This is a genomic window from Vicinamibacteria bacterium, assembly GCA_035570235.1.
Classification (GTDB): Bacteria; Acidobacteriota; Vicinamibacteria; order Fen-336; family Fen-336; genus DATMML01.
Genome location: DATMML010000137.1, coordinates 149,360 through 172,977 on the forward strand (window position 1 = coordinate 149,360; position 23,618 = coordinate 172,977).

Consider the following 23,618-nt stretch of genomic DNA (forward strand, 5'->3'; position numbering starts at 1 on the left):
CTGTTCCAGGTTTTCCATGGGCCTTGCCCCCGGATCCCGACCCCGGCAGCTCAAGCTGCCCTTCGACGACACCCCCCTCTGGGATGTGTGCGCCCTGGAGGCGGCCCTCGGCCGCGAGTGCGCACGCTCGCTCTCCCTGACCCTCACCGAGAACCGCTCCGTGCTGCTCTCCTTCAGGCGCGCGGGGGGCGGGATCCAGCTTCGCCTCCACCGGATGTTCCTCCACGCCTCGCCCCTGGTGGTGCGCGCGCTGGCCCGCAGCCTTCGCCGCACCAGCCGCAGCGCGGACGGGGAGGTGCGGCGCTTCATGAACGACAACCTACACCGGGTGCGGCGGACGCCGCGCGCGCTGCCGCCCCTGCAGAGCGTGGGCCGGGCGCACGATCTGAACGTGATCTACCGGCGCCTGAACGAACGCTTCTTCGCGGGCAAGCTGAAGGTGCCTATCACCTGGGGCCGCGGCAGCGGACGCGCCCGGCGGGGGGGGCTCACCTTCGGGAGCTACGACCCCGTGCTCGGACTCGTCCGCATCCACCCCGTGCTCGACCGCCGCGACGTCCCCCTCTACTTCCTGGAGAGCGTCGTCTACCACGAGATGCTGCACCACCGCCTGGGGGGCGTGCCCGACCGCGCCGGCCGGACCGTCTACCACTCCCGTGCCTTCCGCCAGGCGGAGGCGCGCTACCCGTGGCACCGCGAGGCTCTGGCCTGGGAGAAGGAGAACCTGCCCCACCTGCTCCGGGCCAGCCATGCCCTGGACCGAGAGCGGAAGGCCGCGCGGTTGTCGGCGCGCGCGGCCGGCCTGGCCGCACCCCCGCGTCGTTGAGGACCCTGCCCCACCTCCGCCGGCTCCTTCCCTATCTTGGCCGGCACCGCAAAGGAGTGGTGGGGGGAATTCTCTGCCTGCTCTTCACCACCGGCTTCTCCGTGGCCAGCCCCTGGGTGCTGCGCCACGCCATCGACGACCTGACCGCGACCGTGACCCGGCAGAAGCTCTACCTCTACTCGGGCCTCATCGTGGGCCTGGTGCTGGTGGAGGGCGTCTTCCGCTACCTCATGCGCATGGTCCTCATCGGAATCAGCCGCGAGATCGAGTACGAGCTCCGCAACGACCTCTTCTCCCACCTCACCTTGATGGCCCCCCGCTACTACCAGCGGAACCGCATCGGGGACATCATGAGCCGGGCCACCAACGACATGTCCGCGGTGCGCATGGTGTTGGGGCCCGGGATCATGTACACCGCCAACCTCGTAGCTACCTTCACGGCCACGGTGACGCTCATGCTCGCCATCAGCCCCCGGCTGACGGGGCTCGCCCTCCTTCCCCTCCTCCTCGTCTCCATCCTCGTCCGGCACTTCGGCCGCCGGATCCATGACCATTTCGAGGCCGTGCAGGCGCAGCTCTCCGCCCTGAACGCGCTCGTGCAGGAGAACCTCTCGGGGGCGCGGGTGGTACGGGCCTACGTGCAGGAACCGCACGAGGAGGAGCGTTTCGCGGGCGCGAACCGGGAGTACGTGGAGCGGAACCGCCGCCTCATCCGCCTGACCGGGGTCCTCTATCCCGGGATCCAGTTCTTCATGGGGCTGGGGGCGGTGACCGTGCTCTGGCTGGGGGGGCGGCTAGTGGTCGCGGGCACGATCACCCTCGGCCAGTTCGTGGCCTTCGGGGCCTACCTGGCCATGCTGAACTGGCCCATGATCGCGCTCGGCTGGGTGGTGAACCTCTTCGAGAGGGGCGAGGCCTCCATGGGCCGTATCAACTACCTCCTGGACGCGGTCCCGGAGATTCGGGACGAGCGCCCCGCCCCCCTGACCGCTCTCCGGGGGGAGGTGGAGTTCCGCGGACTGACCTTCTCCTACAACGGGCACCCTGTCCTCACGGACGTCGACCTGAAGGTGCCCGCGGGCACGACGGTGGCGGTGGTGGGCCCCACGGGGGCCGGCAAGAGCACGCTGGTGAGCCTGATCCCCCGCCTCTACGACGCGCCCCCCGGCACCGTGTTCGTGGACGGGCACGACGTGCGCGAGGTCCCCCTGGCCCTGCTCCGCGGCACCGTCGGCTTCGTGCCCCAGGAGAGCTTCCTCTTCTCCGACACCATCCGCGAGAACATCGGCTTCGGGATCCCGGGAGGCGACGACGGGCGCCCGGAATGGGCGGCGGGGATCGCTCAGCTCGCCAAGGATGTCGCCGACTTCCCCCAGGGCTACGGGACTTTCGTGGGGGAGCGGGGCATCACCCTCTCCGGGGGACAAAAGCAGCGGACCGCCCTCTCCCGCGCCCTCGCCACCGACCCCCGGATCCTCGTCCTCGACGACACCCTGGCCGCGGTGGACACGGAGACGGAGGAGGAGATCCTGAAGGGGCTTCGGGGCGTGATGCGGACCCGCACCACCTTCCTGGTCTCGCACCGCGTGTCCACGGTCAAGGATGCCGATCTCATCGTGGTCCTGCGCGAAGGCCGGATCGTGGAGCGCGGGACCCATGACGAGCTCGTGGCCCAGGGCGGCTTCTACGCCGACCTCCATCGTAGGCAGCTGCTGGAGGAGGAGATGGAGACGGCATGAGCGCGGCCGGCTTCCACGAGGACGACCCCGTCGCGCCCAAGAGCTACGACTGGAAGCTGCTCGTCCGCCTCCTCAAGTACCTGGGGCCCTACAAGGCGGCGGTGGCTGTCTCCTTCCTGCTCATCCTGGTCATGGCGGGACTGGACCTCGTGGGCCCTTACCTTACCAAGGTGGCCATCGACGGCCACATCGCCAAGGGGGACGCAGCCGGGCTGCGGTGGGTGGCCGGCCTCTACCTCCTCGCCCTCCTCGCCGGCCTCGGCGTGCGCTTCGCCCAGATGTTCATCCTGCAGATGACCGGGCAGCGGGTCATGCAGGACATGAGGCGGGAGATCTTCGGCCACCTCCAGCGGCTGCACGTGGCCTACTTCGACAAGAACCCCGTGGGTCGGCTCATGACCCGGGTCACCACCGACGTGGATGCGGTGAACGAGCTCTTCACCTCCGGGGTGGTGACCGTATTCGGCGACCTCTTCACCCTCTTCGGCATCATGGGGGTCATGCTCGCCCTCGACCTCCGGCTGGCCCTGGTGACTTTTGCCGTCATCCCCCTCTTCTTCCTGCTCACCAACTGGTTCCGCAAGGGGGCGCGGGAGTCCTTCCGGGAGACCCGCCGCTGGGTGGCCCGCATCAACGCCTTCCTCCAGGAGAACCTCTCCGGGATGAGCGTGGTTCAGCTGTTCCGGCGCGAGGAGCGGAACACTCTCGCCTTCGCGGCCATCAACCGCAAGCACGCCGACGCCAACATGACCGCCATCTTCTATTACGCGGTCTTCTACCCCGCCATCGAGCTCCTGGCCGCCCTCGCCATCGCCCTCATCATTCTCTACGGGGGCGAGGGCGTGCTCCGGGGGACGGTGACCCTGGGCGTGCTCGTGGCATTCATCCAGTACTCGGAGCGCTTCTGGCGGCCGATCTCCGACCTCTCCGAGAAGTTCAACATCCTGCAAGCGGCCATGGCCTCCTCGGAGCGAATCTTCCTGCTCCTGGACACGGAGGCCCAGGTGGCGGGCCGCGCCGGAGCCCGCGCCCTCCCCGAGGTCGCGGGCCGGGTGGCCTTCGAAGGGGTGTGGTTCGCCTACTCCGGCCAGGAGTGGGTCCTGAAGGACATCGACTTCGCGGTGGAGCCGGGGCGGAGCGTGGCCCTGGTGGGGGCCACGGGCGCGGGCAAGACCTCGATCATCAGCCTCCTCACCCGCTTCTACGACGTGGCCCGGGGCCGCATCACCTTGGACGGGGTAGACATCCGCGAGCTCCCCCCCGCGCAGCTCAGGTCCTCGCTCGCCCTCGTGCTCCAGGACGTGCACCTCTTCAGCGGGACCATCGCCTCCAACATCCGCCTGGGCTCGGCCATCCCCGAAGAGCGGGTGCGGGAGGCGGCGCGGGCCGTCCACGCCCACCACTTCATCGAAGCCCTGCCCCAGGGCTATGAGACCGAGGTCAAGGAGCGCGGGGCCACCCTCTCCGTGGGACAGAAGCAGCTCCTCTCCTTCGCCCGCGCCCTCGCCCACGACCCCCAGGTCCTCGTCCTGGACGAGGCCACGTCCTCCGTGGACACCGAGACCGAGCAGCTCATCCAGGACGCGCTCCGGGTGCTTCTTAAGGGGAGGACCGCGATCGTGATCGCCCACCGGCTCTCCACCATCCAGAACGTGGACGAGATCCTGGTCATGCACAAGGGCCGGATCCGAGAGCGGGGCACGCACCAGGAGCTCCTGGCCGAGCGCGGACTCTACTGGCGCCTCTACCAGCTCCAGTACAAGGACCAGGAACTGCGGGTGAGCGGCCCGGCGGAAGCTACGGCCTAGCGCCGCGGATCGCCCCCCGGTGACCCGGGTCTCGGTGGGCCGGGAAGGTGTCCCCTTGCCAAACGTTCGGGGCTTCCTCCCCTGCTCGGAAGCCTGACCGGCAGGCGTCCGCAAGGAAGCGGCCCGAGGCGTCCTCCCCCTGGTCAGGGTTGGGCAGGGGCCGTCGCGGCGGTCATGACGGCGAAAGGGCCCTGCGACTCAGGGCCTTCCCCCTCGCCCTGACCCGGCTCGTGAATTTGTTGAGAATCTGTTTGACAACGGCCCTCGGCGGGCGTACGGGTAGACTCGGGAACCCTGGCAATCCCTCCATTCTGATCTCTGACCGAGATCGAGGAGGATTTCATGCGGAATCCCTATTGGACCGCGAGCCTGCTCGCGGCTCTGTTGCTGCCCGCCTGCGGTAGCAGCGGTCCGACCATGGTAGCGCCGACTCCAACCCCTGTGCCTTGCACCCAGGCCTCGGTTTTCCAAGGAGCGGGTGCACTTCCCGCCCACGTCGCGGATTTTGAGTCGATCACAGCGCCCACGACCGGCCGGCTGGATGTCACCCTGGACTGGACGTTCGCCTCGAGCAAGGTGGGGGTGTTCATCGCGCAGGGACCCTGCAGCTTCGATCAGTTCAAGGCCGCAGCCTGCAATTTCTTGCTCAGCTTGGTTTCTCCTCCAAAGCCGTTGAAGGGCTCGGCATCCAACGTGGCCGCGGGCTCGTACGTCCTGATCATCGCTAACGCAGCCGACCAGAACGAGTCGGTGTCGGCCCAGGTGCTCTTAAGCTCCGCGACCTGCCCGGCTTTGGCGTCGCGGTCGCCCCAGGACCAGTCGCAGGGGTCGCTCCGGGGGCAGGTTCACGGGGAACTCACCGGCATCTTGCACCGCTGACCTGCGAGAAAGGCGGAAGCGTCATTAGGTCGGCGGAGCTTCGCCCGACCCGCAGAGTTCAGGGGAGCTCTCGCTGCTCCCCGCTGTTCTAAGCGCGGTTCCCCGAGCCACTCGGGACATGGTTGCGGCTGTCTCGTTGAGTCGGCCTGGGAGACCTCGAGAGGCGTCCCCGCGGGCGCGGGAAAACCCGCGCCCGCGGTCTTTGGTGCCGTCGCTAGAAGCCGAGCCTCAAGCCGAGGCGCAGGATCCGCGGCGAGAGGTTGTCCGTCAGCAGCTCGAAGTTGGTGGCTTTCAGGTTGCGCTGACGGTTGAGCTCGGTGTTGCTGTTGAACACGTTGAACAGATCCAAGCTGATCGCCGCGTTGCCCCGCCCGAACTTCAGGATCTTCTGCAGGCGCAGGTCCAGATCCCAGAGGTTATTGAACCGGAGGTAGTCGACGCTGGGCGTCACCAGGACCCGTTGTGTCCCGTCCTGGCCGAGGGCCGCGTTCACGAACAGCGGGTACGGCGTGCCCTGCCTGCCGAACAGGTTGGCCGCGATCTCCAGGTCCCAGGGGAGCTGGTAGAGCGCGTTGGCGTTCACCGCCCATTTGGCGTTGATGAAGATATCGCCGCTGCCACTCCCGGCGCTCCGGGGCGCGACCTGGCCGCCGCTGATGAGAGGATCCGTGTCGAGAGCGGTCGGGTTGCCGGCCGAGAGGCCGCCGAAGTTCTGGAAATTGCTCGCCGCGGGCGTGCCCGTGTAGAACTCCTCGTGATTGTTCCAGGCGGCGGCGACGCGGGCCATCCACTTGTTGGCCAGGCGCTTGGTGGCCGAGAACTCGATCCCGTTGAAGGTCTGAGAGTAGTTGGGGTCGTTTGTCTGGAACCGGCCGTTGCCACCCGCCGCAACCTTGGCCACGTTCGGGATGAAGGTGGGCACGCTATAGGCCGTCCCATCGGTGAGCGTTCCCGTCAAGGCTGCGCCGGCCGCGAAGTCGGCCGGGGTCATGCCCACGCGCGGGAAGGAGATGAACCGCGTGAACTTGCGGTAGGTGTAGGTGACGGACACCGCGAGGTTCGGAAAGAGCTCGCGGTCGAGGCCGAAGACGCCCTCATTCGTGAGCGGCGCCTGCAGATTGGGGTCGATCACGTTCGAGGACGTCACCGCGGTCGGGTTCGCGGGGTTGAAGCCACCCCCCGTAGCCAGCGGCGTCGGCGTGATCGTCACCTCGTTCGGCTGCGCTAAGTGGTCACCGTTGAGATCCTTCCACGGATACTCCGCCCAGCCCGCCGCCCCGCTCGGGTTGGCGAAGCCTACGGTGCCGGTGTCGAGCTGGGTCGCGTAGCGGGCGTAGGACGCGCGAACGAGCGTCTTGCGGTCCTTGTCGAGGGCGTAGGTCACGCCCACCCGGGGCGAGAGGTCGTTCCAGGCGAAGGGCGCGTCATAACCGGGGAAGTTGATGCCGGGAACGACGTTGGTAAAGGCCCCATTGCCCTGGATGTTCGTCGGGGCCGCGCGGCCCGTCTGGTGGTCGAAGCGCAGGCCGAGGTTCAGGGTCAGGCGGTTCTTGGTGAAGGTGTCGCCCACGTAGGCGCTCGTGTAGAAGGTCCGGTTGACGCCCAGCCCCGCGCGGTAGAGGCGGGCGCGCTGGTTGGTGGCCGAGAAATCCTCCGCCTCCACGAGGTCGCCGGGGTAGAGAGTCTCCGTCAGGGCCTCCGTCCACCGGTATCCCCCGCCAAACTTGATCTCATGGTTCCCGAGGAAGTAGTTGGCGTCGGCGTTCGCGATGTACTGCGGCCGCACGTTGAGGTTGAGATAGGTGGTGCCGAAGGTCTGCCCAAGTCGCGGGGCGAGGCCGGCCTCGCCACTGAGGCCGCCCACAGGAAAGAGCTGGAAGCCCGTCCCGTAGTACGCGAACCTCACGGAGGTGAAGAAGTTGGGGTTGAAGGTATGGTTGTCCTCGAGCTTCAGAAGCCCGTGGGGCCGGCTGTCGGGGAAAGCGTCGCTCTGGTTCCAGGTGGCGGAGGATGGCTCGATGCAGCCTGCGCAGGCCCCCGGGGCACGATTGAACTTCTGCTTGTCGCCAAGGAACCAGAACCCGCTCACCATGTCGCTCGAGCCGGCCTGCCAGTTCACCTTGACCGTCTGGTCCTTAAGGATCGTCTTGTCGATGAGGGCTCCCGCGGAGCGAACGAGCCGGATGTCCTGCTTGCCCCAGGAGACCCAGAACCAGAGCTTGTCCTTGAGGATGGGCCCCCCGACGTCGAACCCGTAGTCGGCGACCTGATCGTTGTGGTTCGCGGTGTCGGCCGTCACGGGGACGAGGAGGCCATGCACGCCCGCGGTCTGCAGCTCGGCGGGGACGTTGGAGGCGCCGAGGTCGTGGTTGGTGAAGTAGCCGTGCACGGTGGCGTGGAAGTCGTTCGTGCCGCGCTTGGTCACGAAGTTGATCCCCACCCCCCCAGTCGGTTGCCGGATGTCGTTGCCGCTGGTCGAGATCTGGATCTCCTGGAACGCGTCGTAGTCGAAGTAGGTCGGGGAGGAGCCGATGGCGGCCATGTCGGTGACGTTGACGCCGTCCAGGCTCCACACCCCGTCGTTTCCGGAGGCACCCTTGGCGCGGTAGGCCGACTGCTGGCCGCTCTCGTTGCCGGCAATGTTGACCCGATCCATGACCACTCCGGGGACGGTGCGGAGCAGCGCCCAGGGGTCGCGGGAGTTCGGGATCTTCGCGAGCTCGTCCTGCGTGAACACGGTGGCGGTCCCCGTGCGCTTGGCGTCGAGGACCGGCGTCTCCGCGGTCACGGTAAGGGTTTCCGCGACCGAGGCGACCTTTAGTCCTACGGTGATGTCGACGCTAGTGCCGGTGGCCACGACCACGTTTTCGCGGGTGACGGTGGCGAAGCCGACGAGTGTAGTCGTGAGCTGATAAGCGCCGGGGTCAAGGTTCAGGACTCGAAACCGGCCGTCGGCGCCACAGATGGTGGTGAAGGTGCCCCCGGGCCCCTTGACCGTCACGCTGGCGCCGGGCAGGGCCGCGCCCGACTCGTCGGTGACGGTACCGTAGACATTGCCGGTGGCGAGCTGGGCATGGATGGGAAGGGCCGTGGCCAGTAACACCACTAGGCTAAGCGCGATTCTCTTCATATCAGACAACCTCCTCCTTGGGATGAGGCGGGCTGCTAGGAACAAGTGGTTGAACGCATCCCAGCAAAACGCGGGCCACGCCAAGTCGGCAGGCCCCAGATCGCCACGTTGGCAATAATCACTTTAGTGGACGATAGTTACGACCTGCCGATGGACATCCATCTCCACTGGCTCATTCCATCCGGTCGTAGCGATCGGTTCCGTGAATCCATAGATTTGGACACATGTTGAGTCGGGCTAAGCACGCTCACCAACACTCCAGGTAAGCTTGTTCCGGCAAGGTGGGATCAGAAGGGACGGGTCACCGCGATCGCTCGAGCCGGGCGACCTCCTCCGGTCCCAATCGCCGCCAGCGGCCGGGAGCCAGCTCGCCCAAAGCCAGGTCACCCACTCTGACCCGTACCAGCTCTTCCACCGGGAGTCCCACCGCCGCGCACATCCGTCGGACCTGACGGTTCCGGCCTTCCGTGAGGACGATCTCCAGCCAAGAGTGCCCCCCCCGGGCCGCGCCCAGGGGTCGCACACGCGCCGGGCGGGTCACGGTGCCATCGGGTAGGGCGACACCCTCCCGCAGGATGCGCAGCGCCACCTCGCCCGGGACCCCCCCCACGCGCGCGTGGTAGGTCTTCGCCACCTCGTGCCTTGGGTCGGTGAGCCGCTCCCCCAGGCGGTGATCGTTGGTGAGGACGAGGAGGCCGGAGGTGTCCTTGTCCAGCCGGCCTACCGGGAAGACCCAGCGGCCCACGTCCCCGAGGCGGTCGTAGACGGTGGCCCGGCCGCCGGGGTCCTTGCGCGTGGTGACGAGGCCGGGCGGTTTGTGGAAGGCGATCACGATTCGCTCCGTGTCATCCCCCACTCGTTCTCCGTCCACTGTGACCCGTTCACGTCGGGGATCGATCCGTCGCTCGGGCAGCTTCACGACCCGGCCCGAGACGCGCACCCGCCCCTCCTTGATCCATCGCGCCGCCTCCGTTCGGGAGCAGACGCCGAACTTGGAGAGGGCCCGGGCGAGCGAGACGGGAGCGGGGCCTTCTTGTGGGGAACGACCGCGGGGGGAGCCGCGCGGGGGCAGGGACACTACTGCGGCTTGTCGCTCAAGGCGAAGGTCATCTGGCCCTCGCAGACGACGCGACCCGCCACCCGGGCCACGCCCCGGAGGCTCCCCATCTTGCTCCGCAGTCGCAACACCGTCCCCTCCAGCAAGACCTGGTCTCCCGCCGCCACCGGGCGCCGGTAGCGCACGCGATCGATGCCCATGAAGTAGATGAGGCGAGAGCGATTCTCGGGTTTGGCCAGGATCAGCACAGCCCCCGCCTGGGCCATGGCCTCGGTCAGGATGGAGGCGGGAAGGATGGGCACCCCCCCCGGTCCGGCGATGAAATACCGCTCGTCGGAGGTGACGTTCTTGACGCCCACGATCCGGCGGTCGGCTTCGAACTCGATGATGCGGTCCACGAGCAGGAACGGGTAGCGGTGGGGCAGGATGGCCTTGATGTCCTCGATCTCCAGGGGCAGCTTGAGGGCGGTGGCCACGGTCATTGGAGGCTTAGTCTACACCTCCCCCGGGGCCGAGAAGGGCCCGTGTTAACATGGCCCGTGCGCGGATCGGAGAGTGTCAAGCACAGTCCGCCCCTGCCCGGTGAGCTGCTGGCAGAGCTGCTCCTGCTCGTGGGCGAGATCAACTCCGTCCTCGACCCTGATGAGCTGCTCTCCGCCATCGCCCAGCAGCTCCGCCGCATCGTAGACTATAAGATCCTCGACATCTTCCTTCCCGACGCGGACGGTGTGCTCTCCCCCGCCCTCATCGAGGGACACTCCCCGGAGTCGGTGGCGCAGTTTCGCCTGCGGCCCGGGGAGGGAATCGTGGGCGCGGCCGCCCAGCTTCGGGAGCCCATCTTCGTCCCCGACGTGGCCCAGGATCCGCGCTATGTCTCCTTCTTCCCGGGGGTGGTGGCGGAGCTGGCCATTCCCCTCGTCCATCGCGACCGGCTCGTGGGCGTACTCAACATCGAAGGCCCGGACGTGGAGGCTTTCAGTCCCGCCGCCCGCACCGCGCTCGGGGTCCTGGCCAACCACCTGGCCGTGGCCATCGCCAACGCCACCCTCTACCGGGAGACCCGCTGGTACGCCGGGCTGCTGGCCACCCTCTACGAGATCGGCAAGGAGACCGCGTCCATCCTGGACCTGGACGAGCTGCTGCACCGAGTGGCGGAGATCGTGAAGCGTGTGATCGACTACGAGATGTTCGGGATCCTGCTCATGGACGAGGAGCGGGGGGAGCTGGTGCTGCGCAAGGCAGTCAACCTGGGGACCTCCAAGGAGAAGCAGCGGCTCAAGGCGGGCGAGGGGCTCTGCGGGGCCGCCGTCCGCACCAAGGCTCCGGTGCTGGTGGGGGACGTGACGAAGGACCCGCGCTATCTGGGCCTGGTCCCGGAGACGCGCTCCGAGCTCGTGGTCCCGCTCGTCCACAAGGACCGGGTGGTGGGGGTCTTCGACCTGGAGTCGCCCGTGCTCGATCGCTTCACCGAGGAGCATGTGAAGGTTCTGACTCCCCTCGCCAGCCAGGTGGCGGTGGCAGTTGAGAACGCCCGCCTCTACGCGGAGCTCAAGAAGAACGAGGAGCGGCTGCACAAGGAGCTCATCATTGCCCAGGGCATCCAGCGTGGGCTCTTCCCCGAGGACTGTCCTTCCGGGCCGGGTTGGGAGGCCTCCGCCCACTTCCGCCCCGCCCGCGAGCTGGGGGGCGACCTCTACGACTTCTTCGACATGGGGGAGGGGGTCCTGGGCGTGGCCGCGGGCGACGTCGCCGGCAAGGGCGTCCCCGCCGCCCTCTACGGGGCCTTCGCCTCGGGCACGGTGCGGGCCCGCGCCTTCCAGCGGCGGGGCCCCGCCGACCTGATGATGGCGGTGAACCGGACGCTGCGGCGGCGCGGGGTGGAGGGGCTCTACTGCACGCTCGGATACTCCCTTTTTGACTTCCGCGCCCGTGCCCTGCGCGTTGCCAACTCGGGCCTGCCCTATCCGATTCTTTACCGGGCGGCCAGCGGCCGCAGCGCTCCCGTCGAGGTGGGCGGCCTCCCCCTCGGCTGCTTCGACAGCGTGGCCTACGACGAGAAGGAGCTCGAGCTGTCGGCCGGGGACGTGTTCGTCTTTCACACGGACGGCCTCACCGAGGCCCGGCGGGGGGGCGAAGACTACGGAGTGGCCCGCCTGGGCCGCCAGATCGAGGAGCATGCCCGCCTGCCCGCGCCCCGCCTGGGGGAGAAGATTCTGGAGGACGTGGACCGGTTCATGGGGGACGCCGTCCCCACCGACGACGTCACCCTCATCGTGGTGAAGGTGCTATGAGCCAGCCGGAACGCCGCAAGAGCCCCCGCTTCTCGGTGAACGTGCCCGTGCGCGTGACGAGCGGCGCCGACACCTTCGCCGGGATCCTGAAGGATCTCTGCCGCGACGCCGCCCTCGTGGAGAGCCAGCGCGCGGCCACCCTGGGGAGCGACGTGGCGCTGGCCCTGGCCCTCCCCGGAACGGGGGGGCCGCTCCAGGTGGCCGGCCGCGTGGTGCGGCTGGGGGAAGGAGACCACGGGGGCCACGACATCGCCGTCCTCTTCACCAACCTGACCTCGGCCGCCGAGACCCGCATCGAGTTCTTCATCACCCTCCAGCAGGGCGGCTGATCCCTGAGGGATGCCCGGGACTGCGTGACCCCCATCACAGTGCGGACAGGCGGCCGATCGGGTATACTCGCGCGCTCCATCAGAGATATCGTGTTGTCCGAGAACGGTTTGCGTGCTCTAGCCTTGTTGGCGGCGCTCCCCGCGGCGTCCTGGGGACAGGTGCCCCGCTTCTCCACCGGCGCGGAGCTCGTGGTGCTCTCGGCCACCGCCGTGGACGGCAAGGGACGCCCGGTGACGGACTTGAGGGCCGAGGAGCTCAAGATCTTCGAGGAGGGGCGCCCCCAGAGGCTTGCCCACTTCTCCGAAGGCCGGGACCTCCCGGCGCGTGTGCTCCTGCTCGTGGATGCAAGCGGGAGCATGAACACGGAGCTGAAAGTCACGAGCACCCGCATGGCCGCCTACCAGATCCTGGGCTCGCTGGGACCGGAGGACGAGATCGCTCTCGCCGGGTTCGACCAAGACTACTGGGGGCTCGTTCCCTTCACGCGAGACCGGGAGCGGATCAAGAAGGCCTTCGACGAAATCGTCCCCTTTGGCTCCACCGCCCTCCACGACGCCCTCGACCGAGCGGCGCGGGATCTGGCCAGCCACGGGGAGGGCCGTCGGGCGGTGGTGGTGATCACCGACGGCATGGACACGGCGAGCCAGCACACCCCGGACGAGGTGATCGCCCATTCCCGCGCCCTCGACGTCCCGATCTACGCGGTGTCCGTGGTGTCGCCCCTCGACGATCCGTCCTCTTCGCTGTTCGTCGGTCGGCAGAAGCCGAGCCCGGCGTCGGTGGGAAGCGCGGTGCTCGCCCGTTACGCGTCCCTCTCCGGGGGGGCGGCCTTCAGCATCAGCGACTTCAACGGGCTACGGCGGGCCGCCACCCAGATCGCGGGCGAGCTCAAGCATCAGTACCGGCTGGGCTACGACCCCCCCGAGGGTCCGGCCCGCTTCCGCCGTGTCGAGGTGCGCTCCACGCGGAAAGGGGTGGTGGTGCGCACCCGCAGCGGCTACGTTCCAGCGTCCTAGGGTAGGTTTATGACGTCGTCCGGGCGAGAAACTCGCCCACAATAAGGAGGTCTTGGTGAGAGCCATCGTGGTGACGTTGTTTGCGGGAGCAGCCTTCTCGGGCTGTGCGACCAACAAGTACGTGCAGCGCGAGGTGGGGGAGATCAACAAGAAAGTGGACGCCGTCTCCGCGGAAGTGGAGAAGACCGAGCAGCGGGTTCAGAGGGCGGAGGTCCGGATCGACCAGGTGGATAAGGGCGTCCAGACCGCCCAGGCGGGGGTGACGGAGGCCAAGGGCTCCGCTCAGCAGGCCATGAACAAGGCCCAGGACGCGGAGAAGGCGGCCAAGGGCAAGCTCATCTACACCGTGACCCTTTCCAACGACAAGGTTCGCTTCCCCATGAACCATGCCGAAATCAGCGACGAGGCCAAGAAGCTGATCGACGATGCCATCGCCCCCTACAAGGCCGAGAACCGGGGTGTGTACTTCGAGATCGAGGGCCACACCGACTCCACGGGGCCGGAGGACTACAACATGAAGCTGGGGGAGGAGCGGGCCACGTCCGTCCGCAACTACCTGGCCAAGACCCACGGCATTGCCCTGGCCCGCCTTTCCGTGATCTCGTACGGGCCGAGCAAGCCGGTGGCTGACAACAAGACCCCGGAGAACCGGGCCCAGAACCGGCGGGTGGTGATCCGGGTCCTGGAGTAGAGCCTTTCCGCGTCGAGCCCCGGGGCAGGGCAGCGCTCCGGGGAATGGAATGCCGCCGCCCCCCCGGCGGTATCCTTCGTGGAGGCGACCACTCCGGCCCGCATGGGCGCGCTTCGATGAAGCTGGCAGAGGGCGATCGGGGCGAGTCAGACCTCCTGGCTAAGGCGAAGGGGGGGAATTTCTTTGCCTTCGAGAAGATCGTTAAGCATTACCAGCGCCGCGTCTACGGCGTGGCCCTGCGCATCGTGCGCCGCCACGACGTGGCGGATGACGTGGCCCAGGAGGCCTTTATCCGGGCCCACCAGGCCCTGGACAGCTTTGATCTCGCCCGCCCCTTCGGCCCCTGGATCTGCCGCATCGCCGCCAACCTCGCCGTCAACCACGTCCGCTCCCCGCACGCCCGGGAGGAAGGCCTCCCCGAGGGCCACAGCGAGACCCCTGCCCGGGGGAACGATCCCCTTGATGGGGTGCTCGAGCGCGAGGCCCGGGAGGTGCTGGATCGGGCCGTGGCGGGCCTGCCCCTGGAGCAGCGCGCGGTCTTCGTTCTCCGCACCGTGGAGGACTTCTCCTACCTCGAGATCGCCGAGGCCCTGGGCATCTCCCCGGGCACGGTCATGAGCCGCCTCTTCCGCGCCCGCGAGCGCCTCTGCGACGCCCTGTCTCCTTACTTGGGCACTTCCCTGCGCCGGTCGGGAAGGGAACACCGATGAGCGCCCACGTGCTGGACCGGCTCTCCGCCTACCTGGACGGTGAGCTCTCGCCCCCGGACCGCGCCCTCGTGGCCGAGCACCTGGCCGGCTGTGAAGAGTGCTCCCGCCGGCTCCAGGCGCTGGGGATCGTGGACGCGGCGGCGCGGGAGCTGCCGGCGGAGCCTCCGGCCGGCTACTTCTCGGCCTTCCCCGGACGAGTGCGGCGTCGACTGGAGGGGGATACCCGCGAGCGCGCCTCCTGGCGTGTGCCGGCCTGGACTTGGGCGGCGGCGGCCGCCGCCCTCCTGGCCGTGGTGGCGCCCCTCACCCTGATGCGGTCTCGTCTCCCCGGGGGATCGCCGCAGGAGGAGAAGGCCTCTCCCGCGACCGGCTTCGCCGCCACCCCACCCGCCGCGGCTCTACAAGCCCCCGCCGCGGCCTCCCCCGCCAAGGCGGCGCCGAGCCCCGCCGAGCTCCCGGCGCGCATGCCGAAGCCGGAGACGAGGGCCGAGGGGAGCGCGGGCCTGCCGCCGGGAATGGTTGGCGGGCGCGAGTTGCCGGCAGATGCGCTGGCTCGGGGAGGGACGGCAGCGGCCTCGCCGGGGACTCCGCCCCCGGCCGCCGGCCTGCTCGCGGAGAGTCGGGCGCCCGAGCCCAAGCCTTTCGCGGCCCCCGCGCCCGCTCCTGAAAAGCCCGCTGCTGAAGAAAAGGATGAAGCAAAGCCATCGGGAGGGCGGAACCTGACGGAACGGGAGTCCGGGACGGCCTCGCTCGACAGCGCCCGACCCCCAGCGGGCCAGGATCGCGGCGTGCGGGCCAAAGGGCAACTCGAGGCGGCGCCGGAAGTGGCCTTGAAGAGAGCCACCCCGAGCCCACCCCTGGAGGCGGACCGCCTCTACCGTAACCTTCTCTTCCGGTCTGCGCAGACGCTCGCAGAGGCACGCGAGCTGCGCGAGGCCTGGAGGTCCTTCAGCCGGCTCCACCCCGAGGGCGCCCCCGCCGACGAGGCCAGGGTTAGGGTGGTGGAGACGGGGGCCCAAGCCTATCGGCTCGGCTCGGACCCGGACGACTTGACTCGGGTGCGGGACGACGCCCGGGCCTACCTGGAGCGCAAGGACGCGGCTCAAGCCGCTCGAGTAAGGGCGGTGCTGGAGGCGCTGGGGCTGCAGCCCTAAGCGGCGGTCCAGACTGGGGTTGACGTGGCAAGGCCGACCCTACGCCAGACCCGTGATTCGGGTCACTGAGTCGCTCGCGGGCCAGCGGTACACTTCACCCAATACTCGGGTCTAGGGCCCGATCCGCTCCTGCTCAGAGCAAACCCGGGGTAACCCGGAGACGCAGAGCCACGGGGCCCCCAGGGCCAGCCGAGCCACCAGGAGCCTTCAATGGTCCGAGCCCGTCACGGGCCGGAACAGGGAGGTTCACCGTGAAGGGCACGAGCGGCTGTGTCCTGGTCCTCATCCTCGTCGCCGGCCGGGCTCACGCCCAGGCGGTCAGCGTCCCCGTCGATGCGGCGGCGGGTCGACACCCGATCGACCCCCGAATCTACGGACTGGCCTATCCCGATCCGGCCTCCATCACCGACCTGCGCTGCCCGCTCTCGCGCTGGGGAGGCAACAACACCAGCCGCTACAACTGGCAGCAGAACGCGGACAACCGGGGCGCCGATTGGTACTTCGAGAGCATCGCCTACAGCAGCCCCAACGCCGGGGACGCCACCGACACCTTCATCTCCCAGGCCAAGTCGGGTGGCGCCCAGCCCCTGCTCACCATCCCCACCATCGGCTGGGTGGGGAAGCTGGGCCCGAGCCGTGGAAAGCTGGCGAGTTTCTCGATTGCCAAGTACGGACCCCAGACGGGCGCGGACTCCCAATGGTTCCCCGACGCCGGCAACGGCATCTCCAGCGGGACCGGCCAGCCCGTCACCGGCAACGACCCCAACGACGCCAGCGTCGCTTCGAACTCGACCTTCCAGCAGGGCTGGGTGCAACACCTCGTGTCGCGGTGGGGCACGGCGGCGAACGGCGGGCTCCTCTACTACATCCTGGACAACGAGCCCAGCATTTGGCACTCCACCCATCGGGATGTCCACCCCACGGGCGCCACCATGGACGAGATCAAGAACGACATCCTGGACTACGGAGCCCGGATCAAGGCCCAGGATGCCGGGGCCTTGATCGTGGGACCGGAGGAGTGGGGCTGGTCGGGCTACCTCTACAGCGGCTACGACCAGCAGTGGGGCGCGCAGCATGGTTGGTCCTCCCTGCCCGACCGGGCAGCCCACGGCAATTGGGACTACCTGCCCTGGGTCCTCGATCAGCTGCACCAGCACGACGTCTCCACCGGCCAGCGCCTCCTGGACGTTTTCACCGTGCACTACTACCCGCAGGGCGGGGAGTTCGGAAACGACACCTCCACCGCCATGCAGCTGCGGCGCAACCGTTCGACCCGCTCCCTCTGGGATCCCGCTTACGTCGACGAGAGCTGGATCGCGGACACCGTTCGGCTCGTTCCGCGCCTCAAGGCTTGGGTGACGACGTACTATCCAGGCACCGAGATCGGGATCACGGAGTACAACTGGGGCGCCGAGGGACACATCAACGGGGCCACCGCCCAGGCCGACATCCTGGGCATCTTCGGGCGGGAGGGCTTGAACCTGGCCACCCGGTGGACGACGCCGGCCGCCGCCAGCCCCACCTACAATTCCATCAAGATGTACCGCAACTACGACAATTCGGGCTCCGGCTTCGGTGACACCAGCGTCTCCGCGGCCGCCCCCAGCCCCGACACGCTGGCCGTATTCGCCGCCGAACGCACCGCCGATGGCGCCCTCACCATCATGGCCGTCAACAAGGTCCTCACGGGCACGACCGCCGTCTCCTTCCCTCTCGCCAACTTCGTCGCCGCGGGGACGGCCCAGGTCTGGCAGCTCACGTCGAGCAATGCGATCACGCGCCTCGCCGACGCCACCCTGTCGGGTTCGGCCCTGAGCGCTACGCTTCCCGCCCAGAGCGTCACGCTGTTCGTCATTCCCCCATCGGCGGCACCGCCCGCCCTCTCCATCAATGACATCGTGGCGGGGCCGACCAGCGCCATCTTCACGGTCAGCCTATCCGCGGCGAGCGCTCAGACCGTCACCGTCGCCTATGCCACCGCGGATGGCACTGCCACCGCCGGCGCCGATTACGTGGCCGCGACGGGCACCCTCTCCTTCTCCCCTGGAACCACCGCGCAGGTCGTTACGGTTCAGGTCATAGGCGCAACCCGTCTCGTCGACAAGGCGTTCCTCGTCAACCTGAGCACGCCCTCCGCGGCCACCATCGCCAAGCCTCAGGGCACGGGAACTATCGTCCACGTCCCCCCCACCCGGGGGTGGGAGGACGGCACAAGCGGCGTTACCTCTCACTCGAATTGCGGCACGGGAGCGGTCGAGCACTTGACCAGCCAGTACGTCGGCTACATCGGCATCACGGACGTCACCTTCCCCCGGGTCGGCGACATCTACTACTCCCGCGTGGTCGTGAGCACGGTGGGCAATGCCTGCGCGGGGACCTCGGTCCACGTGGAGGTGCTGCTCCCGCCGTCCACCCAGTTCGAGATCAGCGCCGGGCACCCCGTCCTCTGCTTCTCCACGAGCCCAGGAGGTGTGACCACCCCGATCGTGACCGGGTGCCCGCAGACCGTGAGCCAGGGGACTCACGGCTGGACGGTGGACTCGACTGATCCGGCACACCCCGGACCGTGGGCCCTACCCATGGGCTCTACGCTCGAGATCCGGTTCCCGGTGCGCACCCTCCAGAGGCTGAGCGGCAGCGCGACCAACTCGTATCTCCAGTCGTATGTCCAGGCCATGGACGGGGTGAGCAATCCTTGGGGGAACTCGACCCAGCCCGTCTCCGTCGGAGACAAGCCTCCCGGCTCACGCCTGGGCCAGGGAGGGGCCGACTTCGACAACGACCTCCGGGCGGATCCCACCGTCTACTACCAGGCCAACGGGCTCTGGTACGTCCGGAAATCGATGACGGCGTCGACCTTCTCTGTGTCCCTCGGAGGGACGGGCTATGCGTCCGTGTCGGGTGACTTCGATTGGGACGGCATCCCCGACGTGGCGGTCTATCACCAGAGCTCCGGGCTCTGGTTCATCCGGAAGTCCTCGACGGGCGCGACCTATTCGTACGGCTTCGGGGGCCCCGGCTTCACACCGGTTCCCGCCGACTACGATGGAGACCAACAGACGGACTTCGCCGTTTATCATCAGGCGAGCGGACTCTGGTACATCAACAAGAGCACGACCCTCACCTCGGTTTCCGTCGGCTTCGGGGGCACCGGGTACGCCCCCGTGCCGAAGGATTACGATGGAGACGGAAAGACGGACCTGGCCGTCTACCACCAGGCGAGCGGTCTCTGGTTCATCCAGCAGTCTTCGACCGGCTCGGTCACCACTACCGGCTTCGGCGGCCCCGGTTTCGTGCCCGTGCCCCGCGACTACGACGGCGATGGCAAGGCCGATCTCGCCGTCTTTCACCCCGCGAGTGGCCTCTGGTACATCCGGCCTTCGGGCGCGGGGCCGGACATCGTGCAGGGCTTCGGCGGGTCAGCCTACACCCCGGTCCCCGCGGACTACGACGGCGACGGGAAAGCCGACATCGCCGTGTATCACGAGGCGAGCGGGCTCTGGTTCATCCGGCAATCGACGACGGGCACAACCGTCTCCTTCGCCTACGGCGGCAGCGGGTTCACCCCCGTGAATTACTGAGGACGAGGGACCCCGGCGAGACAGGGCTTTCGGGCGCGGAAGCACCCCACTATTCACCACCCGCCCCGGGTGGGGGGTCGTTCTCCGCCCGATGCATCAGCGCGCGGGCTCAGCCCGCCTTGGGGGCGTTGGCGGTTGCGGGATTGGCGGCGAGCCGGCTGTGGCGCCTTCCGTACGCGACGTAGAGGGCGCCCCCAATGAGCATCCAGACGCCGAAGCGCACCCAGGCCGCCGAGGGCAAGCCCAGCATGATGTAAAGGCAGGAGGCGGCACCCGCGGGAGCCACGAACCAAATGAGGGGGGCCCGGAAGGGGCGGGGCCGCCCGGGATCCTTCACGCGCAGGGCGAGCACGCCCAGGCAGACGATAAGGAAGGCGAAGAGGGTGCCGATGTTGGTGAGATCGTAGGTCTCCGCGTCGTCCAGGAGGGTGCAGCCCACGGCCACGGCCACCCCCGTGATGATGGTGGTCACGTGGGGCGTGCGGTAGCGCGGGTGCACGGCCCGAAACGCGACGGGGAGCAGCCCGTCTCGGCTCATGGAGAAGAAGATCCTCGGCTGCCCGAGCTGGAACACGAGCAGCACCGCGGTCATGGAGATGATCGCGCCCAGGGAGATGATGGCCTGGCCCCAGTGGAGGCCGGCCACCTCGAAGGCCTTGGCCAGCGGATCCGATCCCTTGAGCTGCTGGTAGGGCACAAGTCCGGTCGCGACCAGCCCCACCACGACGTAGATGACCGTGCACACGGCCAGCGAGCCAAGGATCCCGATGGGCATGTTGCGCTGGGGGTTCTTTGTCTCCTCGGCCGCCGTGGAGATGGCATCGAAGCCGATGTATGCGAAGAAGACGATGGCCGCGCCCTGGTGGATTCCGGCCCAGCCGTTGGGTGCGAAGGGCGTCCAGTTGCGCGGCTCGATGTAGAGGGCGCCCACGCCCACGAAGAGGGCCAAGACCCCGAGTTTCAGGATTACCATCGCGTTGTTGGCGCGCGCGCTCTCCTTGATGCCGATCACGAGCAGCCAGGTGATGAAGCCCACGATCACCATGCCGGGGATGTTGAGCCCGAGGCGGTGGCCGAAGAGCAAGGGAAGCTCCCCCATCCGGTCCGGGAATGAGAAGAGCACGTTGCGGTAGCTGTGGGAGAGCCAGAAGGGGAATTCGATGCCGAAGACACGCAAGAAGGAGGTGAAGTAGTTGGACCAGGCGATGGCCACGGCCACGTTCCCTACCGCGTACTCCAGGATGAGGTCCCAGCCGATGATCCAGGCCACCAGCTCCCCCAGGGTGGCGTAGGCATAGGTGTAGGCGCTTCCCGCGATGGGAATGAGGGCGGTCAGCTCGGCGTAGCAGAGGCCGGCGAGAGCGCAGACCGCGCCCAGGAGAACGAAAGAGAGCACGAGGGCGGGGCCCGCGCCCAGCCGCGTGACCGTGCCGTCCGCTGCCGTCTCCCCCACCGCGGCGGTGCCGATGGCCGAGAAGATACCCGCCCCGATGACGGCCCCGATGCCCAGCATCACGAGGTCGAAGGCGGAAAGGGTGCGCTTGAGGCCGTGAACTCCCTCCGCCTCGTCGAGCGTGGCCTGAATATCGGCCACGCCCTTGGTCCGGAAGAGGGCGTTCGTCATGGCTCCTGGGTGGACACGAGGTGCGGGATCATAGCATGGCGGCTTTCGTCTACAATCACCGGCCAGGGAGGTGAGACCGCGTGCTGGTGGTGATGCGGAAGGACGCGACCCGGGAGCAGATCCGGGGAGTGGTGACGGCCATCGAGGCCCGGGGCTACAAGGCCCACCCGGTGCCGGGCGGCGAGCGGACCGCGATCGGCATCACCGGGAACCGGTCGGCCGAGGACCTTCCCGCCTTCGAAGGCCTTCCCGGCGTGCTCGAGGTCATCCCCGTCTCCCACGCCTACAAGCTGGTGTCGCGGGAGGTCAAAGCCGAGAACACGGTGGTGAGCATAGGCGGGGTCCGGGTGGGGGGAGCGGGCTTGGTTCTGGTGGCGGGACCCTGCGCGGTCGAGTCTCGGGACCAGATACTGACCGTGGCCCGCATGGTCAGAGAGAGCGGGGCCCACCTGCTGCGGGGGGGAGCCTTCAAGCCGCGCACCAGCCCCTACTCGTTTCAAGGGCTGGGCGAGGAAGGGCTCAAACTCCTGGCCGAGGCCCGGGAGGCGACCGGGCTCCCCGTGGTCACGGAGGCGGTGGACGGCGAGAGCATGGACCTCGTGGAGCGCTACGCCGACGCCATCCAGATCGGGGCCCGCAACATGCAGAACTTCTCACTGCTGAAGCGCGCGGGCCGGGCCCGCAAGCCGGTGATTCTGAAGCGGGGCATGTCCGCCACCCTTGAGGAGTTCCTCATGTCCGCGGAGTACATCCTCTCCGAAGGCAACTACGAGGTCGTGCTCTGCGAGCGGGGGGTGCGCACCTTCTCCGACTTCTCGCGCAACACCCTCGATCTCTCGGTGGTGCCAGCGGTGAAGGACCTCAGCCACCTGCCCATCCTCGTGGACCCCTCCCACGGCACCGGGCGGCGGGACAAGGTGGCCCCTCTCTCTCGCGCCGCGGTGGCGGTAGGGGCGGACGGGTTGATGGTGGAAGTCCACCACGACCCCAGCCGCGCCCTCTCCGACGGCCCCCAGTCCATCACCCCCGACATGTTCGGGGCTTTGGTCAAAGAGCTGCGCCAGATCGCTCCCGTTATCGGGCGTGGGCTCTAGCCCGCGGGTTCAGGAGCTGTTCCAGGGAGGAGGGGCCCGAGTTCCATGAGGGTCACCGGGCGCTGGCGTCAGCATTACCATCAACACCTCAGCCTGAGCCGGCAGATCGCGATCCGCGCCCTGCTCGCCTTTCTCCTGACCCTGGCCGTGGTCAGGGGCGTCACTTACTGCATCCACTATCACATCCTCCCTTTTCGTGATCTCGTCACCAAGAGCGGCCTCCACATTCACCACCTCTTCTGGGGCATCCTGCTCTTGATGCTGGTGGGCTTCGGGGCCCTGGCCACGCGCGCACCCGCGTGGCATCTCCGCCTCGCCCTCGCCTACGGCGTGGCCCTGGGCCTGACCCTGGACGAGTTCGCCCTCTGGCTGCGGCTGGCCGACGTTTATTGGTCTCCGGAGGGGCGCGAGAGCCTGGAGGCCATTGCCGTGGCCACGGCCCTCCTCGCGCTCCTGGCCGCGGGCTTGCCCTTCTGGCGGGCGGTCGCCCGCGATGTCCGTACGACGTTTGGCGGCCGGGGAGGACGCACCTGACACCCGGCGTCCGGGGCGTCCCCGGGCCTGCTCAGGCGTCCTTGAGCGCGATCGCCTTCCTCTCGAGCAGGCGCGAGAAGATGAGGAGGGCGTCCTCCTCCGACATGGGGCAGAGCTTCAGGATCGACTGTACGTCCCATTGCCCGTTCACCCGAGAGAGCACGAACCCCTCGTGGGGGTCGAAGTTCTCACGGGTGAGGGAAACGAGGTCCATGGCGAGGACGGGCACCTTGGTCAGGGGGACAGAGCGCAGCGCCTTGTCTCGGTTCCGGGCCTCCACGGCTGCGATGATCCCCTTCTTCGCATTCTGGTTCAGGCGGTCGAGGGCGAGCACCTCTTCGTAGGCCTGAATCGCGGCGTCGTAGCGCTTCTCCTGGAGGCGCTGGTAGGCGAGGCCGAGCAGGCCCTGGATAGCCCCGATGGGATCGGGGCTGGGCCCCTCCTCCCGAAGCTGGTCCACTGTCACCAAGCCCCGGCTGTGGAGGTCGAAGGCGAGGGCCGCGGTCTCAAACTCCGACCGGCGCAGCTCGAGGCTGATCTCGGCCAGGGTCTTGCCGGCCGCGGCCAGACCCAGGATCTGGCGATCCACGGGATCCTCGATGGCAACCGGCGCTCCCTGGACATGAAGGGTGAGGGCCATGGAGGGCAGAACGGTCTTGATCCGTCCCCATTCGTCCACCCGCCTGATGCCCTCCATGATCACGGGGGTGACCTGGCTCTCGAAATGGATAAGGACGTTCTGCGGGAACTCGCCCTCCTTGAACTCGAACTGGCCCTCCGACCACAGGAACAGGTCGTAGATCGTCTCCTCCGCTTTGGCCTTGAGGGCGGTCCGCAGGTCCTCCTCTTTCAGCACGCCTTCGGAGACGAGCACGGAGCCGATCAGGCGCCCCTTTTCCTCCTGGGCGAGCAGGGCCTTGAAGAGCTGCTCCTCCGTGACCAGGCGAAGACGGATCAGGAACTGGCCCAGCGACTCACGCGGGTCGTTGGACCAGGAGGAGAAGATGAGCCCGTCCCGCACCACGATGCGCTTCTGGATGGATCTTCGCTCGATGTGCAGGGTGCCCGTCTTTTGTCCACCCGCGATCCACTGAAGGATGTCGGGGAGGGCCATCGTCTTGAGGTTGCCGGTTAGGCCCATTGACGGAGGCGAC

18 protein-coding genes and 1 riboswitch are annotated in these 23,618 nt (G+C 68.1%); of the genes, 13 read left to right on the forward strand and 5 right to left on the reverse strand.

Annotated features, from left to right (window positions below; translation table 11 throughout):
- The first annotated feature begins 16 nt into the window (after positions 1–16).
- The 4 genes from VN461_24160 to VN461_24175 all read left to right on the forward strand — a co-directional run bounded on the left by VN461_24160 (position 17) and on the right by VN461_24175 (position 5,252).
- A complete protein-coding gene (locus tag VN461_24160; protein HXB57878.1) occupies positions 17–826 on the forward strand; it encodes a hypothetical protein in 810 nt (269 codons plus the stop codon).
- The gene (locus VN461_24165; protein HXB57879.1) at positions 823–2,565 is read left to right on the forward strand and encodes an ABC transporter ATP-binding protein; all 1,743 of its coding nucleotides are present in this window, start codon (positions 823–825) and stop codon (positions 2,563–2,565) included. The genes VN461_24160 and VN461_24165 overlap by 4 nt, the downstream gene beginning before the upstream one ends.
- A complete protein-coding gene (locus VN461_24170; GenBank protein HXB57880.1) occupies positions 2,562–4,373 on the forward strand; it encodes an ABC transporter ATP-binding protein in 1,812 nt (603 codons plus the stop codon). The genes VN461_24165 and VN461_24170 overlap by 4 nt, the downstream gene beginning before the upstream one ends.
- Before the next feature lie 342 nt (positions 4,374–4,715).
- A complete protein-coding gene (locus VN461_24175; protein ID HXB57881.1) occupies positions 4,716–5,252 on the forward strand; it encodes a hypothetical protein in 537 nt (178 codons plus the stop codon).
- A 214-nt stretch (positions 5,253–5,466) separates the two neighbouring features.
- On the opposite strand, the gene VN461_24180 is transcribed toward VN461_24175, so the two are convergent.
- The 3 genes from VN461_24180 to fabZ form a co-directional block, all read right to left on the reverse strand.
- Positions 5,467–8,382, reverse strand: coding sequence for a TonB-dependent receptor (locus tag VN461_24180; protein ID HXB57882.1), 2,916 nt, complete (start codon positions 8,380–8,382; stop codon positions 5,467–5,469).
- Positions 8,383–8,683: 301 nt separating this feature from the next.
- Positions 8,684–9,460, reverse strand: a complete 777-nt coding sequence (locus VN461_24185) for a pseudouridine synthase (GenBank protein ID HXB57883.1) — start codon at positions 9,458–9,460, stop codon at positions 8,684–8,686.
- Positions 9,460–9,921 carry a 3-hydroxyacyl-ACP dehydratase FabZ gene (gene fabZ / locus VN461_24190; GenBank protein HXB57884.1) on the reverse strand — a complete coding sequence of 154 codons (462 nt, stop codon included), beginning with the start codon at positions 9,919–9,921 and terminating at the stop codon, positions 9,460–9,462. The genes VN461_24185 and fabZ overlap by 1 nt, the downstream gene beginning before the upstream one ends.
- A gap of 42 nt (positions 9,922–9,963) precedes the next feature.
- Between fabZ and VN461_24195 the strand changes: the two genes are divergently transcribed.
- From VN461_24195 to VN461_24225, 7 genes are all read left to right on the forward strand, one after another.
- Entirely contained in the window at positions 9,964–11,730 is a 1,767-nt protein-coding gene (locus VN461_24195; GenBank protein ID HXB57885.1) for a GAF domain-containing SpoIIE family protein phosphatase, read from the forward strand.
- The gene (locus tag VN461_24200) at positions 11,727–12,059 is read left to right on the forward strand and encodes a PilZ domain-containing protein (GenBank protein HXB57886.1); all 333 of its coding nucleotides are present in this window, start codon (positions 11,727–11,729) and stop codon (positions 12,057–12,059) included. The genes VN461_24195 and VN461_24200 overlap by 4 nt, the downstream gene beginning before the upstream one ends.
- Positions 12,060–12,149: 90 nt before the next feature.
- Positions 12,150–13,076, forward strand: coding sequence for a VWA domain-containing protein (locus tag VN461_24205; protein HXB57887.1), 927 nt, complete (start codon positions 12,150–12,152; stop codon positions 13,074–13,076).
- Positions 13,077–13,131: 55 nt separating this feature from the next.
- A complete protein-coding gene (locus VN461_24210; protein HXB57888.1) occupies positions 13,132–13,767 on the forward strand; it encodes an OmpA family protein in 636 nt (211 codons plus the stop codon).
- 116 nt (positions 13,768–13,883) lie between these two features.
- Positions 13,884–14,477 (forward strand): sigma-70 family RNA polymerase sigma factor, encoded by a 594-nt coding sequence (locus tag VN461_24215; GenBank protein ID HXB57889.1) that lies wholly within the window; start codon positions 13,884–13,886, stop codon positions 14,475–14,477.
- Entirely contained in the window at positions 14,474–15,631 is a 1,158-nt protein-coding gene (locus VN461_24220) for a zf-HC2 domain-containing protein (protein HXB57890.1), read from the forward strand. Before VN461_24215 ends, VN461_24220 begins: the two co-directional genes overlap by 4 nt.
- Before the next feature lie 127 nt (positions 15,632–15,758).
- Positions 15,759–15,833, forward strand: a riboswitch (cyclic di-GMP riboswitch).
- Between the two features lie 49 nt (positions 15,834–15,882).
- Positions 15,883–19,212 (forward strand): glycoside hydrolase family 44 protein, encoded by a 3,330-nt coding sequence (locus VN461_24225; protein HXB57891.1) that lies wholly within the window; start codon positions 15,883–15,885, stop codon positions 19,210–19,212.
- Positions 19,213–19,321: 109 nt separating this feature from the next.
- Here the strand turns inward: VN461_24225 and VN461_24230 are convergent, their stop codons facing one another.
- The gene (locus VN461_24230) at positions 19,322–20,836 is read right to left on the reverse strand and encodes an amino acid permease (GenBank protein ID HXB57892.1); all 1,515 of its coding nucleotides are present in this window, start codon (positions 20,834–20,836) and stop codon (positions 19,322–19,324) included.
- 80 nt (positions 20,837–20,916) lie between these two features.
- Between VN461_24230 and aroF the strand changes: the two genes are divergently transcribed.
- Both aroF and VN461_24240 read left to right on the forward strand, forming a co-directional pair.
- A complete protein-coding gene (gene aroF / locus VN461_24235) occupies positions 20,917–21,930 on the forward strand; it encodes a 3-deoxy-7-phosphoheptulonate synthase (GenBank protein HXB57893.1) in 1,014 nt (337 codons plus the stop codon).
- A 45-nt stretch (positions 21,931–21,975) separates the two neighbouring features.
- Positions 21,976–22,464 carry a hypothetical protein gene (locus VN461_24240; protein ID HXB57894.1) on the forward strand — a complete coding sequence of 163 codons (489 nt, stop codon included), beginning with the start codon at positions 21,976–21,978 and terminating at the stop codon, positions 22,462–22,464.
- Positions 22,465–22,495: 31 nt separating this feature from the next.
- Here VN461_24240 and VN461_24245 read toward each other — a convergent pair whose 3' ends face one another.
- Complete coding sequence (locus tag VN461_24245) at positions 22,496–23,605, reverse strand: DUF4388 domain-containing protein (protein HXB57895.1); 1,110 nt, start codon at positions 23,603–23,605, stop codon at positions 22,496–22,498.
- Positions 23,606–23,618: the final 13 nt, after the last annotated feature.

Excerpts from the sequence above, each read along its gene's own strand:
- VN461_24160 (HXB57878.1), top strand. The coding sequence starts at position 17 with ATGGGCCTTGCCCCCGGATCCCGACCCCGGCAGCTCAAGCTGCCCTTC.
- VN461_24170 (HXB57880.1), top strand. The coding sequence starts at position 2,562 with ATGAGCGCGGCCGGCTTCCACGAGGACGACCCCGTCGCGCCCAAGAGC.
- VN461_24175 (HXB57881.1), top strand. The coding sequence starts at position 4,716 with ATGCGGAATCCCTATTGGACCGCGAGCCTGCTCGCGGCTCTGTTGCTG.
- VN461_24180 (HXB57882.1), bottom strand. The coding sequence starts at position 8,382 with ATGAAGAGAATCGCGCTTAGCCTAGTGGTGTTACTGGCCACGGCCCTT.
- fabZ (HXB57884.1), bottom strand. The coding sequence starts at position 9,921 with ATGACCGTGGCCACCGCCCTCAAGCTGCCCCTGGAGATCGAGGACATC.
- VN461_24200 (HXB57886.1), top strand. The coding sequence starts at position 11,727 with ATGAGCCAGCCGGAACGCCGCAAGAGCCCCCGCTTCTCGGTGAACGTG.
- VN461_24215 (HXB57889.1), top strand. The coding sequence starts at position 13,884 with ATGAAGCTGGCAGAGGGCGATCGGGGCGAGTCAGACCTCCTGGCTAAG.
- VN461_24220 (HXB57890.1), top strand. The coding sequence starts at position 14,474 with ATGAGCGCCCACGTGCTGGACCGGCTCTCCGCCTACCTGGACGGTGAG.
- VN461_24230 (HXB57892.1), bottom strand. The coding sequence starts at position 20,836 with ATGACGAACGCCCTCTTCCGGACCAAGGGCGTGGCCGATATTCAGGCC.
- VN461_24240 (HXB57894.1), top strand. The coding sequence starts at position 21,976 with ATGAGGGTCACCGGGCGCTGGCGTCAGCATTACCATCAACACCTCAGC.
- VN461_24245 (HXB57895.1), bottom strand. The coding sequence starts at position 23,605 with ATGGGCCTAACCGGCAACCTCAAGACGATGGCCCTCCCCGACATCCTT.